At 67.4% G+C, this 13,715-nt stretch carries 11 protein-coding genes and 1 tRNA gene; 3 read left to right on the top strand and 9 right to left on the bottom strand.

Annotated features, from left to right (window positions below; all coding sequences use genetic code 11):
* Positions 1 to 114 precede the first annotated feature (114 nt).
* The 6 genes from LGR54_RS19675 to LGR54_RS19650 form a co-directional block, all read right to left on the bottom strand.
* On the bottom strand, positions 115 to 408 hold the full coding sequence (locus tag LGR54_RS19675) for an aa3-type cytochrome c oxidase subunit IV (RefSeq protein ID WP_214006945.1): 294 nt from the start codon (positions 406 to 408) through the stop codon (positions 115 to 117).
* A gap of 141 nt (positions 409 to 549) precedes the next feature.
* Positions 550 to 1,488, bottom strand: coding sequence for a DUF3445 domain-containing protein (locus LGR54_RS19670; protein ID WP_230363662.1), 939 nt, complete (start codon positions 1,486 to 1,488; stop codon positions 550 to 552).
* 93 nt (positions 1,489 to 1,581) lie between these two features.
* Positions 1,582 to 4,083, bottom strand: coding sequence for a patatin-like phospholipase family protein (locus tag LGR54_RS19665; RefSeq protein ID WP_230363661.1), 2,502 nt, complete (start codon positions 4,081 to 4,083; stop codon positions 1,582 to 1,584).
* Positions 4,084 to 4,217: 134 nt separating this feature from the next.
* On the bottom strand, positions 4,218 to 4,682 hold the full coding sequence (locus tag LGR54_RS19660) for a hypothetical protein (RefSeq protein ID WP_230363660.1): 465 nt from the start codon (positions 4,680 to 4,682) through the stop codon (positions 4,218 to 4,220).
* Positions 4,675 to 5,277 (bottom strand): hypothetical protein, encoded by a 603-nt coding sequence (locus LGR54_RS19655; protein WP_230363659.1) that lies wholly within the window; start codon positions 5,275 to 5,277, stop codon positions 4,675 to 4,677. Before LGR54_RS19655 ends, LGR54_RS19660 begins: the two co-directional genes overlap by 8 nt.
* Before the next feature lie 97 nt (positions 5,278 to 5,374).
* On the bottom strand, positions 5,375 to 7,216 hold the full coding sequence (locus LGR54_RS19650; RefSeq protein WP_230363658.1) for a M3 family oligoendopeptidase: 1,842 nt from the start codon (positions 7,214 to 7,216) through the stop codon (positions 5,375 to 5,377).
* A gap of 203 nt (positions 7,217 to 7,419) precedes the next feature.
* Here LGR54_RS19650 and LGR54_RS19645 point away from each other — a divergent pair, with 203 nt between their 5' ends.
* On the top strand, positions 7,420 to 8,187 hold the full coding sequence (locus LGR54_RS19645) for a histidine phosphatase family protein (protein ID WP_230363657.1): 768 nt from the start codon (positions 7,420 to 7,422) through the stop codon (positions 8,185 to 8,187).
* Positions 8,188 to 8,268: 81 nt separating this feature from the next.
* Here LGR54_RS19645 and LGR54_RS19640 read toward each other — a convergent pair whose 3' ends face one another.
* Positions 8,269 to 8,538, bottom strand: a complete 270-nt coding sequence (locus LGR54_RS19640; RefSeq protein WP_230363656.1) for a hypothetical protein — start codon at positions 8,536 to 8,538, stop codon at positions 8,269 to 8,271.
* A 493-nt stretch (positions 8,539 to 9,031) separates the two neighbouring features.
* Here LGR54_RS19640 and LGR54_RS19635 point away from each other — a divergent pair, with 493 nt between their 5' ends.
* Positions 9,032 to 9,268 (top strand): hypothetical protein, encoded by a 237-nt coding sequence (locus LGR54_RS19635; RefSeq protein ID WP_230363655.1) that lies wholly within the window; start codon positions 9,032 to 9,034, stop codon positions 9,266 to 9,268.
* A gap of 184 nt (positions 9,269 to 9,452) precedes the next feature.
* On the opposite strand, the gene LGR54_RS19630 is transcribed toward LGR54_RS19635, so the two are convergent.
* A tRNA-Val gene (locus tag LGR54_RS19630) sits at positions 9,453 to 9,527 on the bottom strand.
* A gap of 161 nt (positions 9,528 to 9,688) precedes the next feature.
* Entirely contained in the window at positions 9,689 to 10,048 is a 360-nt protein-coding gene (gene cpdR / locus LGR54_RS19625) for a cell cycle two-component system response regulator CpdR (RefSeq protein WP_214006950.1), read from the bottom strand.
* A gap of 246 nt (positions 10,049 to 10,294) precedes the next feature.
* On the opposite strand from cpdR, the gene LGR54_RS19620 reads away from it, so the two are divergent.
* On the top strand, positions 10,295 to 11,179 hold the full coding sequence (locus LGR54_RS19620) for an N-formylglutamate amidohydrolase (protein WP_230363654.1): 885 nt from the start codon (positions 10,295 to 10,297) through the stop codon (positions 11,177 to 11,179).
* Positions 11,180 to 13,715: the final 2,536 nt, after the last annotated feature.

Below are 13,715 nucleotides of genomic sequence, written 5' to 3'. Positions count from 1 at the left end.
CCACGACAACCTCCCCGCCAAGACCCGTCAGACGCTTGACCGTATCCGCAGAACCCGAAACTCGTGGCTCAACGGACAGGTTTTCCTTGAAGACAGCAATACGCATGGCGGCACTCACGAGGTCACGATCAGCAGCAGAACCAGCAGCGCCAGCAGGCCGCCGATAAGGCCCGGCTTGCCCTTTTCCGAGGCGAGGCCGATGGCGGTGGCCGCGATGATGGCCAGCGTCGCCACCGTGAAGATCGCCCAGTGCCCGTTCACGCCGCCGATCGCCAGCGCGACCATGAGGCTGCAGAGCGAGAGCGTGCCGACGAGGGTCAGCTTCACGAAGAAGCCGTAAGTGCCCTCATGCTCGGCATAGTCATTGCCCGTGGCGGTAGCGTATTCCGGCGCTCCGTGGTCAGCCATGCGACCCCTCCTAATGGATAATGTCAGCCATCGTCCGCTTTAGCGGAACTCGTCCCTTGCGGCAACGCCGGGGAGACCGATGGTCGCGGGCGCGTCAAGGCGTCGCGCGAGGGTGTGAAGCCGGCGCCGGGCCGGCCGCCTTCAGGCCGACGCCACGCTCGGCTCCTCCACCGGCGCCTCGGCGATGGCGGCGAGCGCGGCGGCGATGGCGTCGCGGTGCTCGGTCAGCCCCTTATAGGCGAGCTGCGCCGGATCGAGCCCGAGGATATGGCCGCGCAGCGAAGCGGCGAGCTCGCGCCCGTCCGGATGGCGGCGGAACGCCTCGAACGGGTCGACATGCACGCGCACGGTGAACAGGAGATCGCCACTCTCTGGCAGCCGCCGCAGCGTCTGGCGCTCGACGCGCACGAAGGCGGAGGCATCGAGATGGGCGGGATCGTCGAACCAGTCGCGCGGGCGCTCCTTGGATTCGGGATGGTGCAACTCGGCATCGGGATAGATCGACCAGTTCACCCGCCAGACCGGCTGCTCGACCTTGAGGTTGTCGAAGATACGGTTCATCACCCGCGCCATCTTGTCGGCATAGCCGGGCACGGCGGCGTGCAGCCCGTCCAGCGACTGGCCGAACTTCTCCGCCAGCGACCAGGCGGAGGGAAAGCACAGCACCGCCGCCACCAGCCGGTAGCCCGCCGGGCCGGGGGTGAGCAGCAGCAGATCGTCGGAGACGATGCGGCCGGCGATGGCGAAGGGCGGCTCGCTGTCGTCATCGAGATCGACGGTGACGCCGGCCGGAACCACCGTGAGGCGGCGGCCGTCGAGCCGGTAGCTGCCCGGGAAGCGTTCGAGCAGATGGGTGACGAGGAGCTCCAGCGCCTCGCGCTGGGCGGCGCGGCTGCCCTCCTCCTCGCGCAGCACGACGTCGCGCTTCTCGGCGAGCAGCTGGGCGCGCTCGGCCAGCGTCTCGGCAAGGCGCGGCTCCGGCTCGATCCAGGCGGCGAGATCGAGCGGGGCGAGCGCGATGGAGAACGGCTTGCGGGTGCTGTCAAACGGCGTATGCACGAAGGGGGCGGCGGCGGACATGCGTGGATTCCCGGCAGTGGCTAACCCGATTTGTCCGCCGCCAGCCGCGTGCAGGGCAAGTCCAAAATCCAGGCAGCGACGAAAGTCGGTGGCTCAGTCGCGCCGGCGCGCCACCGGCAGGCGCAGCAGCGCCACCACCTCGGCCAGCAGCGGATCGGCCGCGGCGATGCCGGCGGCCTCCATGCCCGCCTTCTCGTGGCCGGCGCCAGTGCCCGGCCTCGCCACCACCACGCGGTCCTTGCCGGAGAACAGCCGGTTGGCAATGTGGAAGCCCAGCGCCCGGTACACCTCGAACTGCTCCTCGCTGAACAGCTGGTCGAGCGTCGTCTCGTGCGGGAAGGACGGATGGCGGACCCGGTAGCCACGGATCATGTCGTTCTCCTCGCCGCTCACCGACGCCTTGATGTAGACGAGGATGCCTTCGGCGGGCTCGTCGCCGGGCGAATAGAGGATACGGCCGATGGCGGCATGCGGGCCGGGGCAGCTCGCCCCCTCCTCCGCGCAGGCCCGCGCCGCGCCGGCGATGGCCTCCCACGGCAGTTCGATGCGCACGCCGAGATCGATGCGCGCATGGCGCTGCACCGCGACCAGGGCACGGAAGGCATAGCCGGGATCGGCCTCGGCATCGACCACCACGATCAGCCGGCAGCGCCGCCGCAGCAGCTCGAACAGGCCGAGATTGTCGATGTGGCCGCCGTCGGAGACATAGACCTTCGGGCCGCGCTCATCGAGGCGGCCGAACGCCTCGGCGAGGAAGTAGATGTTGCGCAGCAGCCCGCCGGCCGGCGCGGCGCTGCCATAGCGCGCCGCCAGTTCCTCCGGCGCGGCGAAGCCCATCGGGTTGGGCAGCCAGTAGCCGAGCCGGACATTGAGCAGCGCCAGCGTCGGGGTGAGCGGGGCAATGCTGTTGGCCCCCATATTGGAGGACACCGCCGCGCCGGAGGCGGCGATGGCGGTGGCGAGATCGAGCGCCGGATCGCGCGCCACCAGCGCCTCGGTGCGCACATAGCCGGTGGCGGTGCTGCCGACATAGTCGCGGCCGAACAGGAAGAAATCGGCGTTGCGGCCGCGATTATTGGCGAAGGACGAGTTCTGGATGTTCACCGCCGCGTTCACCAGCAGATAGGGCGCCGGGCCGGCGGCGAGGCCGTGCGGCACCTGCTCGCCTACCGCCGCGCCGACCGCCGACGCCCAGCCGGGCGGGCATGGGCAGGCGGCGCTCAGCTGAAAGCCGTCGAGCGGGCGCACCCCCTCCCCGCTCCGCCGCACCAGGAAGGCGGCGCTCAGCCGGTCGCGATAGAGGCGATGCAGCGAATTGGCATTGTCGGCGAAGACCTGGCCGACCGCGAAGAGCAGCAGCGCCAGCGCCAGATAGGCCACCGCCAGCCCGAGCGGCGAGGCCGGCACGAACCATGGCCCGGCGGCCTCCGGCCGCGCCAGCGAGGCGAGGAACAGCACCGCGACCCACAGCAGCAGCGGCAGCAGCGCGGCGCCCGCCCACAGGGCGACGACGCCGGCGACCCGCGCCGTGACCGCCCCCGCCCCCGGCCGACCGGCAAGCTTCTGCACCAACGCGGTCAGCCGCGGGCCGAGAAAGCCGACGAGGGTGGCGAGCGGCGCGAAGGTGCCGGCGATCACCGCCAGATCCCAGCTCCCCGCCCGGCTCTGCGCCAGAAGATCGACCGCCGCCGCGCTGATCTGTACCGACAAAGCGAACAGCACTACCCCCAGCGCGGCGCCGAACAGCGACGGCGCCCAGCCGCCGATCTCGGCGCTCGCAATATTGGCGCGCCGCGAACGGGCAGCGCCCCAGCCGATGAGGGCGAGCCCCAGCAACGCGGCGAGCAGACCGGCCAGCGGCCAGTCCGCCACCGGTCGCCACAGCCTGTCATAGAAGATGACGAGGGCGGCGAAGGCGAGCAGCGGCGGCAAGGTGAGGAACAGATTGACCGCGAGGCCGCGCAGATAGATCGCCACCGAGCCGGCCAGCGCGCCGCGCGCGTGGAGCAGGTAGTTGGAATTGTCGCGAATGTGCCGCAGCACCGGTGCCTCGGCGTCGACGAAGGAGCCGCGGACCGGGAACGCCCCGCGATTGGCCGTGATGGCGGCGACCAATGAGGCCCCGATATAGCCACCGCCGGAGACGGTGGAGAGATAGTCGAAACGGTCGAACACCGACTGCTCGCGGGTCTTCGGCTCGGCGTCGCGCGGCTCACGCGGCGTGTCGGCGAGGCTGACCGGGTCGCCGGTGGGCTTGCCGAGCGGATCGATGCCGAGCTGGCGGAGCGAATCCATGCCCTGCAGGACGCCGAGGCTGAACGCCGCCGAGCGGATGCCGCCGCCGGACAGGGCGAGGCCGAGCGCCTCCGGCATGGTGCCGGGTTCGGCGGCGAGATCCGGCACCGGCTCGCCGAGGCAGCGGCGGCGCTGCCAGATCGCCGCGTCCTCGACCCGCAGCACATCGTCATAGCGAAAGGTGAACAGCGGCCGTTCGGGAGCGGCGGCCCCCGGTTGATCGAGCCCGTGCGCCTCAGGTCCCGGCCCCTCAGGTCCGTGTCCCGGATCGCGCCCGCCGTCCGACGTCGCCCCCGCCATGCTCCGCCTCCCCCAGAGGAAGATGCGGGCAAGCACGAAGGGTTGCAACCATGAAGACGAGGGCCGGCGCCGGCCGGAAGCGATATAACGGCACGCGGGAAGCCGGCGAGCGCGCGGCGCTCGGACGGCAGCCGTCAGGCGACCCTGTGGCCAGTGGCGCCGGACGCGGCTGAGTACGAGCCGCCTCGCCCCGACATTTTCAACGCCTGCTCATAGAGCTCATAGGCGTGATCGAAGCTGTCGCCCTCGAAACCGGCGCGAACGAACACCGCTTCCAACGGATCGACGATGTCGAGGTCGGTCCCCGACGGGAACGCCGCGTGAATCTGCCGGCCGATGGAATACAGCGTGTCCATATCCGCCGGCTGCCGGGCCTGCATTTCCTGCATCAGCCGGCCGAGACGGCGGACGATTTCGTCGCGGACCGCCGGATCGACCGCCAGTTCGCGAAGATCGTCGATGTCGCTCGGCCTGAGATGCGCCAGACGTCGCCAGGACGGGAGTTTCTCTGAAAGAGCACTCATGAGGTCATCCTTCCAACCGTCATGATCCATATAGGCCGAATGCAACCTTCGCGCCACCGGATCGCCCTCAGGCATAGAAATACGCGGTCACATTGACCCCATGCCGGCGGAAAAGCCGGGCGGCATTCTCCAAATGCTGGGGCGTCCTCAGATCCGGCCGGGCTCGGAAGCCGCCATACCGGCCCGATCTGTTGGTAAGAAACCAGAGGCCGTAGCGCTCGTCCCAGATCAGCTCGCCGCCGATGCGGCCGACCTTGTCGTGGTCGTGAAACAACGAGGGATGGCCAAGCTTCTCATGCCCGATGGGAAGCGGCAGGGTTGCGGGCTTCGGGCCGATATGTTCGGCGTTCTGCCAGTCCACCTGCCCCGCCTGTCCCGGCGGAGCCTGGGGAAGGCCGCGGCCTGCCTCCTCCTCATCCGGCGCCGCCACGATTTCCTCGAAAGCGAAGCGGACGCCTCCGGTCGCCTCGACCACCCAGAGGACCGGCAGGAAACGGCCGAGCACCGTACCCATGGAGCTCGCCCGCACCGTATCCATATGAGCCGCCAGCGCCCGGGCGCTCCACCCATCGAGCAACCACGACAGGGACTTGGGACGCAGCGCGCGCTCCGCCTCGCCCACCCGTGCGGGAATGACGACCTCGCCGTAAAGCTCGTCCAGATCCGGCATGAGGCCCCCACCCCGATACACCACCCGGTATCGAAGTGTATGCGCCACAACCGCGCGCCGGCAAGCGACGCGCGGCGTGGCCGCGCAGGTGCGCGGATCAGTCCTCCATCGCCTCCAGCTCGCCGATCATCCGGTCGATGAGGTTGAGGCCGGTCTGCCAGAAGGCCGGGTCGCGGGCATCGAGGCCGAACGGCTTCAACAGCTCGGAATGATGCTTGGTGCCGCCCGCCGCCAGCATGGCGAGATAGCGCTCGGCAAAGCCCTCGGCGGCGTTCTCGTAGACCGCGTAGAGCGAGTTCACCAGGCAATCGCCGAAGGCATAGGCGTAGACATAGAAGGGCGAGTGGATGAAGTGGCCGATATAGACCCAGTAGCTCTCATAGCCCGGCCCGAGATGGATGCCCTCGCCCAGGCTGGTCGCCTGCACGTCCATCCAGATCTCGCAGATGCGTTCGGCGGTGAGCTCGCCGGACTTGCGCTCGGTGTGGATGCGCCGCTCGAAGGTGTAGAAGGCGATCTGGCGCACCACCGTGTTGATCATGTCCTCCACCTTGGAGGCCAGCATCGCCTTGCGGGCCGCCTTGTCCGGCGCCGCGTCGAGCAGCTTGCGGAAGGTGAGCATCTCGCCGAACACCGAGGCGGTCTCGGCCAGGGTGAGCGGGGTCGGCGCCATCAGCGCACCGTTCGGGCCGGCCAGCACCTGGTGCACGCCGTGGCCGAGCTCATGGGCGAGCGTCATCACGTCGCGCGGCTTGCCCATATAGTTGAGCAGCACATAGGGATGCACCGACGGCACGGTCGGGTGCGCGAAGGCGCCGGTCGCCTTGCCCGGCCGCACGCCGGCATCGATCCAGCTCTTGTCGAAGAAGTCGCGGGCGATGTCGGCCATGCGCGGGGAAAAGGCGGAATAGGCGCCGAGCACGGTGTCGCGCGCCTCGTCCCAGGCGATGGCCTTGGTCTCCACCTTGGGCAGCGGCGCGTTGCGATCCCAGTATTCCAGCTTGTCCTGGCCGAACCACTTGGCCTTCAGCTTGTAGTAGCGGTGCGACAGGCGCGGATAGGCCTCGTGCACGGAGGAGACCAGCGCATCGACCACTTCGCGCTCGACCCGGTTGGCGAGATGGCGCGAATCCGCGATGTCCTGGAAGCCGCGCCAGCGGTCGGAGATGTCCTTGTCCTTGGCGAGCGTGTTGGTGATCAGCGTGAACAGCCGCAGATTCTCGCTGAACACCTTGGCCAGCGCCTCGGCGCCGGCCTTGCGCTTGGCCGCGTCCGGCTCGGCGAGATAGTTCAGCGTCGGCTCCAGCGGCAGGCTCTTGCCATCGACCTCGAAGCGCAGCCCGGCAATGGTCTCGTCGAACAGCCGGTTCCAGCTGCCGCGCGAGGTGACGCCCTTCTCGTGGAACAGCTGCTCGATGCGGTCCTCAAGCTGGTAAGGCTTGTCGGCGCGCACATCCTCGATCCACGGCCGATAATAGCCGAAGGCGGGATCGGCGAGCGCCGCTTCCATCTTGGCGTCGTCGAGCCGGTTCAGCTCCAGCGTGAAGAACAGCAGATGGGTGGAGGCCTCGGTCAGCTTCTCCTGCACGTCGCCATAGAACTTGGCGCGCACCGGATCGGTGGTGTCGCCGGAATAGACGAGGCCGGCATAGGAATAGAGCCGGCCGAGCAGTTCCTCGACGCCTTCGTAGCGCTTCAGCGCCTTGGCTATCTCGCCGCCGGCGTCGGCACCGTCGAGCAGGCCTTCCAGCCGGCCCTTATAGGCCTCCTCGAAGGCGGAGCACTCGGCGCGGGCGCGTTCGAGATCGGCCTTGAGCTCGGGGGAGTCCATGCCCGGATAGAGATCCGACAGGTCCCATTGCGGCAGCTTGCCGAGCGCGGCGGCGCCCGCTTCCGACGCGGGGGACAGGGCGGGAAGGCGATTGTGACGGGGGAACATGACGACTCCGGCGGGAGAGGGGTCTGCGGGACAGGCGGAAATGCGGCTCGGCGCGCCGTCGGATCGGCGGACGGCCACGCCTCAGGCGCACAGTGATATCGTGCCGGAGACCGGCGGATCAATGCACCGCGCACAGGCTCTTGATCGCACCCGTCGGCCGCCCCATGGTGAGCAGACACCGCTTCCCTTTCACGAGCTCCGCCATGGCGATCCGTGCCGCCGCCCTCCTCCTCGCGCTGGCCGCGATGATCCTGCCGGCCGTGCCGGCCGCCGAGGCGGCGCCGAAGCGCCTCGTCATCGTGCGCCATGGCGAGAAGGCCGGCCCGCTCGCCCTGTGCAGCGTCGGCAAGGAACGGGCGCGGGCGCTGGCGGCGCAATATCTCTCGCCGACCAGTTCGATGAGCCTGATCGCCAAGGACCCACCAGCGGCGATCCTGGTGATGACGCTGCACACGCTGGAGACCGCGCGGCCGATCCTGAAGGCCTGGAACATGCGGCCGGTCGCCCCCTCCATCGCCTATGAACCGATCAAGAACGACCGCCACTTCAACGCCAAGCTCAACAAGGTGAACCGGGACGTGGTGGCGGACCTGTTGGACAATCCGCGCTGGCACGGCCGGACGGTGCTGATGGTGTGGGAGCATTTCCACATCGCCAGCGCCGCGCTGGAGGCCGAGTTCCCCGGCGAACAGGCGACGCTGCGGCAATTGCTGCGGCTGGCGGAAATTCCACCATGGAAGGTGGTGAACGCGCCCAACGGACGGCCGACGCTGCTGCCGGGCGGCGTGCCGGACACATGGCCGGATTCAAACTTCAACTTCTTCTGGGTGCTCGACTATGATCGCGACGATGCGCGGGTGCCGGCGCGGCTGACGGTGATACGGCAGAATTTCCAGCCCCCCTTCGCCGCCCTGCCCTCGAACGACTGGGGAGCGAGGGAGCCGTTGCCCGCCGGTTCCGGCTGCAACTGATCCCTCGCTCCCCCTCGCGCACGCAGGGGAGCACGTGCGCGTTTCGACCTGGGCGTTTCCTTGATCGTCACCTCGCCGGCGTCAGTCGAAGGTGCGCTTCAGCTGCTGGCCGGGCGAGTTGTAGCTCTTGTACAGCGGGGCGAAGATCGGCTCGAACAGGCCGTTATTTCGGTTCTGACGCACCTGCTGGCGGCGGACGCGCTCGCGTTCACGCACTTCCTTCTGCTCGTAGCTGCCAATGGTCGGCAGCGGGCCGGTAGCGGTGGTGGTGGCATACGCCGGCGCGGTAGCGGCGACCGGCAGGGCGATCATGGCGGCAAGCGCAGCAATGCCCAGCTTCTTCGAGATCATCATTACCTCCCGATGAGTATTGAATTGCACATACAACGCGCGAAAGGCGATCTTGTTTCATCCCCGGCCGGATATTGCCGGACAGCTTCAGTTCTAATCCTTGTACGCTGGCGAGCGGCTTCGGCAGGACGTGCCGGGACGGCCTTCGACATCGACCGAAATCATCCGGACGGCGCCTGTCTTTTGGAACGATTTTGCAAATATTTTACTTGAACCGCCTCGCGCCGTTTCCGCCCCATTTGCTCTGGGAAGCCACGGCGCCAAGTCCCCCTCGGCCACCAGCGACCCGGATGCCGACCACGCCGGCCGGGGCATAGCCGGCGCGGCTTCCCACCGGCGACCGGCACAAGGTTTGCCCGTCGAGGTTCGTCAACCGCCGATTGCTGCGAATGCGCAATCAAACATGCTATAAAATTTAATAACGTTTGCGTTGCAACATGAATGATTGCTCGAATAAGATGTAAGGTATCATATGGTTGCCTAGAGGAAGATCATGACGCCAACCGAATTCAATACGCTGAGGGCGATGCATTCCGGAATCGCGCCCAATGACCAGGCTCCGAGCTCGGAATACGAACTGGACAGCGCGATCGATACGCTTGCCGGCCTCGGCTATATCCGAACCCAGCTCAAGCATTTCGACGGCTATTCGCTGAAGGTCTACGTGATCACCGAATCCGGACGACGCGCCGTCGAGGCGAACACCTCGCATCAACAGCACGCGGGCTGACAAACCGCCGCGATTACTTCGGCAACGCCATGCACGACACGGGCGAAGCAACCGGCCGGGCCATCGGCGGCGGCGCCCAACGGCGGACCGCCGCCAGGGGTGTTCCCATGGGACACCGCGACCGCCCACGCGAAGCGCGCGAACCGACCGAAAAATCACACAGACCGGGAAGAGTGGATCGGAATGGTGGGCGCGACAGGGATTGAACCTGTGACCCCCTCGATGTCAACGAGGTGCTCTCCCGCTGAGCTACGCGCCCATTCCGTCCGGGATGCCGGGGCGGCCCGGCGGGCACCCCTATAACCACAAGCCGCGCCCGGCGCAAGCGCCGTGCATCCGGCATGCGAACCAGCCTGGGGATGACGCCCCCGCCCGACGCCGGATCGCCGGCATCAAGCCGCCAGCGTCAGGCTGCCAGCGTCAGGCCGCCAGCATCTTGCCGACCTCGTTGACGAGGTCGCGCAGGTGGAACGGCTTCGACAGGATCTTCGCATCCTTCGGTGCCTGGTTGTCGGCGTTCAGCGCCACCGCCGCGAAGCCGGTGATGAACATCACCTTGATGTCCGGATCGAGCTCGGTGGCCTTGCGGGCCAATTCGATGCCATCCATCTCCGGCATCACGATGTCGGTCAGCAGCAATTCGAACGGCTCCTCGCGCAGCCGGTCATAGGCCGAGCGGCCATTGTCGAACGACACCACCGAATAGCCGGCGTTCTGCAGCGCCTTCACCAGAAAGCGGCGCATATCGTTGTCGTCTTCGGCCAACAGGATCTTCAGCATCGACGTCACCTCGAATTCGGGAGCCGGCGACCGGCCGGAGGCTCATGCCGCCACACCGGAAAACTCCCCGCATGTTTCGCTTATCGGGTACCGCGCCGGCTGTTAGCACATCGTGAATCCACGCTGGTGTGAACGATACGTGCTTTCCGAAACATTGCCGACCGTTCCACAGGCCTCGTGTGCATGTTAGACAGATGGATGACAGGCGCCCCGCAGAGCGCCCCAGAGGAGCCGACGGACGGGCAGATGGCGATCATATCGGAGACGATAGATCCGGCCTTCGAGGTCGTGGAACCCGATCCCTTTGCCACGCCGTTCCTATTCAATTCGCCGCATAGCGGCATCATCTATCCGCGCGCCTTCCTCGAACAGGTGCGGCTGGACATGCCGACGCTGCGGCGCTCGGAGGATTCGCTGGTCGACGAGCTGATTCGGCCGGTCACCGGGCTCGGCATGGGTTTCATGCGGGCGCATTTCCCCCGCTGCTATCTCGACGTGAACCGCGAGCCCTACGAACTCGACCCGCGCATGTTCGACGGCCGGCTGCCGCCCTATGCCAATACGCGCTCCATGCGGGTGTCCGGCGGGCTCGGCACCATCGCCCGGGTGGTGGGCGAGCAGCAGGAAATCTACAGCCGGCGCATTCCCGTCGACGACGCGATGACCCGCATCGAGGCGTTCTACAAGCCCTATCACCGCACGCTGCGCCGGCTGATGGTGCAGATGCAGCGCGGCTTCGGCATCGCCGTGCTGGTCGATTGCCATTCCATGCCCTCGGGCGGCAGCCGCGACGAGCGCACCCGCGTCGACATGGTGATCGGCGACCGCTACGGCACCAGCTGCGCCGGGGCGATCCCCGACTGCATCGAAACCGAGCTGCGGCGGCTGGGCTATTCGGTGGTGCGCAACAAGCCCTATGCCGGCGGCTTTATCACCGAGCATTACGGCAACCCGACCTCGGGCATGCATGCGGTGCAGATCGAGATCAACCGTGCGCTTTATATGAACGAACGCACCTATCAGCGCAGCGAACGCTTCGAAAATGTGCAGCAGGATCTGACCGCCGTGGCGCGGGCGCTGGCCGCCATCCCGCATCTCGAGCTGGCCGCCATGCGCGCAGCTGCAGAATAAGCCAATATTTTCAGCATATTGCGAGATTGATGACAATTTTTTATCGGATGACGCAGAACGCCGCAGAACAGCCTTGCATTTTGGGAATGAGAGATATACGAATTCTGCACGCTCGGTTCTGACGGAGCGCTTCCCCATCCCGCTGCGGGATTTCAGTACCACGACGGCGACGCCGTGGCCGGGGGCGCGATGCGGAAACGAGCCAGCCCTTCTTCCGGGTGTCGCAAGACATCATGCCGAGGAGGTTCGACGGAAGCGACAGGACGGCGGAACGCCGCCACGCCCCGACCGAAGACCGAGGCACAAAAGAAAGAGGCCGCTCACGCGAACGAGAGCGGCCCAAGTCTAGGGAGGAAACGCCCAAGGAGGGCTGCACGGAGCGACGCCAATCGCTGCGTGCGAGACAGAAGATGGCGGCGCATTGCGGAATAATCAAGGCGGCACGGCCCATTTTCTGGCATACCAGATACAACCAGATGACAGGTGTGGCCGATTTGTCGCGGTAACGGCGCGTGCCGGAGGCATTACGCCTTTGGCGTGAAGCTGGGACCTTGCGCATCGGGTTGAGGCCGGAGCGGCTTACCACCGTTCCGGCCTTTTTGTTTTGGCGCGTGGGAGCAGGCAACCGGGAATCGCCGGATCGCCGGCGGGGCCGCCGGAGCGGAGTGCCGGACAAACCATTGCGAGAGTTTGGTTTCGCCTGCACCTGGCAGGTGGCCGGCCGATGCCGGCCGAGCGTTCCGACGTTCGGGGTGGAAGGCTGCGAGAGAGCGCATCGACCTTTCATTATCACGCGCCGACGGGAGCGGCCGGACGGTCCGGCCCAGCCGAGCGTGACCGTCGGAAGCGGCTGCCGCAGGATCCGCACAGGCATTTTCCTCCGACCGGTGGAGCCTCGCACGCCTCGCATAAGCGGATTCGTCGCAGGTCGAGGCGAGCCCTCAGGGCACGGATGGCCCGACGCCAGCCGCCTGAGCGGGGAGCGTCGCCGGAGCTTCGGCCCGGCCGCGGCGCCGCTCGCCTCGAACGGCCGAAGCGATGAGAATGGCATCGCCCGCCCACCCTTCCGTTTTGCCCCCCCCGCACCAACCGTCTCCACCCGCCTCCACCTGCCTGGCGAGCGCGGGGGCTGACGGACGATGATACCAAAACGACGAATGATATGCGGCGACGCGCGCGGGGAGCATGGAAGTCGTCCGGCTATGACGAGCATCCGGCCAACCGGTCCGGCATAAAACGCGGTCCAACGCCCCCTGCTGGCGACGAAGATTGCAGAAGCCGAAGCGATGGAGGAGCTGCCCTGGCCTTCCTCCCTGCCTTCCTGCCTTCCTGCCTTCCTGCCGCGTCACCAGCACGCCTCCGCCCATCCTTGAAGGAGCACGACGACGGAGGCGCCTACGACACAGATAGCGAGAACACGCGAGGATGCGGGGCGGCGCCAGAGGCCTAAGCAGGCGTTGTCACTACGGACTCGCGAGGGCCACGTTTCTTCGACATGGCCGCAATTCCGCTCGCCTCGGACGGTTGAAACGATGAGGACGTCATCCCCCGCCCCACCCTTCCCCGCCCGCATCACCCGTCTCACGAGCCGTCAACAGCGGCCAAGATGGTAGCGACAGCGCCGCATATGTGAGGATGCGGCAGGGCGTCGGCCGGGAAAGCGGGGACCGTCACGGTAGATTCGGCTCGGCTGCCGCTCCCCGTTGCCGAGTCGTCAAAGCGATGACGGTTGCCCCGCCCTGCCCTCGCGACCATCCACACCATCCGCTGCTGCGCTCTCGAGGCTGAGCACGGGGAACGGAAGGACGGCGAAGGTTGGGGGGTGTGGAACGGTGGCCGACCGTGACGAGCAGCGGGATCCGGCGAGTGGGCCATTCGGAGGGAAGTGTGGGTGTCAGGCCCTGCCCGCCGACAAGACCGTCCCCTTCCGGTGCGACGAGGACTTGGTCGCCGCCCCTCCTCTCGTAACCACGCGCGCCGAACTGCCTGACGCGCCGAGAGGGAGGCGTCGACGATGCAGATTGGCGATGACGGTAGGGCGGATGCGGAATGGACGCCGGCCGCGATGAGCAGCGCGATCTGGAGACCCGGCTGGACCTGCGGGCGTCGGCTCATGCCGGCGACGGATCGCGAAAGTCCGGGCGATGAGGAGTTGCCTTCCCCTCGCCCGCACCCAGCCGCGCCCGCGCGCCATCGATGCGCGAGGAGGAATGAGCCGGCACGATGCCCGCGGCGGGTCGGCGGAAAGGACGCAGGACGGTTGCCGAGCGCACGGGAACCTCGATCCACCGATCCGACGGGACAGCGCGGATCGAGCCGCGCCTCCCTTTCCAGGCTGCAGACACTCGCCCTTCCGCTCCACGCCCCTCGCTGCACGCATGGCCGACGACCGGCCAGATGGGGTCGGAAGAGCTCGGATGGCCGAATGAGCGGGAATGGCGGCGGGAAAGTATACGCCGGCAGCGGCCGGGGGGCTGCAGCCGGCAGCGCGGGCCCATGGCCGGCGCGAAGGGCGGCTGAAAAAAGAAAGGGCCGC

It is taken from the genome of Ancylobacter sp. Lp-2 (genome assembly GCF_020523795.1).
Classification (GTDB): domain Bacteria; phylum Pseudomonadota; class Alphaproteobacteria; order Rhizobiales; family Xanthobacteraceae; genus Ancylobacter.
The sequence above is the reverse complement of the archived record's forward strand: the minus strand, read 5'-3'. Positions and strand labels throughout refer to the sequence as shown.

Coding starts and splice junctions, on each gene's coding strand:
- cpdR (WP_214006950.1), bottom strand. CDS start 10,048: ATGCTGAAGATCCTGTTGGCCGAAGACGACAACGATATGCGCCGCTTT.
- LGR54_RS19650 (WP_230363658.1), bottom strand. CDS start 7,216: ATGTTCCCCCGTCACAATCGCCTTCCCGCCCTGTCCCCCGCGTCGGAA.
- LGR54_RS19645 (WP_230363657.1), top strand. CDS start 7,420: ATGGCGATCCGTGCCGCCGCCCTCCTCCTCGCGCTGGCCGCGATGATC.
- LGR54_RS19620 (WP_230363654.1), top strand. CDS start 10,295: ATGGCGATCATATCGGAGACGATAGATCCGGCCTTCGAGGTCGTGGAA.
- LGR54_RS19665 (WP_230363661.1), bottom strand. CDS start 4,083: ATGGCGGGGGCGACGTCGGACGGCGGGCGCGATCCGGGACACGGACCT.
- LGR54_RS19670 (WP_230363662.1), bottom strand. CDS start 1,488: ATGTCCGCCGCCGCCCCCTTCGTGCATACGCCGTTTGACAGCACCCGC.
- LGR54_RS19640 (WP_230363656.1), bottom strand. CDS start 8,538: ATGATCTCGAAGAAGCTGGGCATTGCTGCGCTTGCCGCCATGATCGCC.
- LGR54_RS19675 (WP_214006945.1), bottom strand. CDS start 408: ATGGCTGACCACGGAGCGCCGGAATACGCTACCGCCACGGGCAATGAC.
- LGR54_RS19655 (WP_230363659.1), bottom strand. CDS start 5,277: ATGCCGGATCTGGACGAGCTTTACGGCGAGGTCGTCATTCCCGCACGG.
- LGR54_RS19660 (WP_230363660.1), bottom strand. CDS start 4,682: ATGCCTGAGGGCGATCCGGTGGCGCGAAGGTTGCATTCGGCCTATATG.
- LGR54_RS19635 (WP_230363655.1), top strand. CDS start 9,032: ATGACGCCAACCGAATTCAATACGCTGAGGGCGATGCATTCCGGAATC.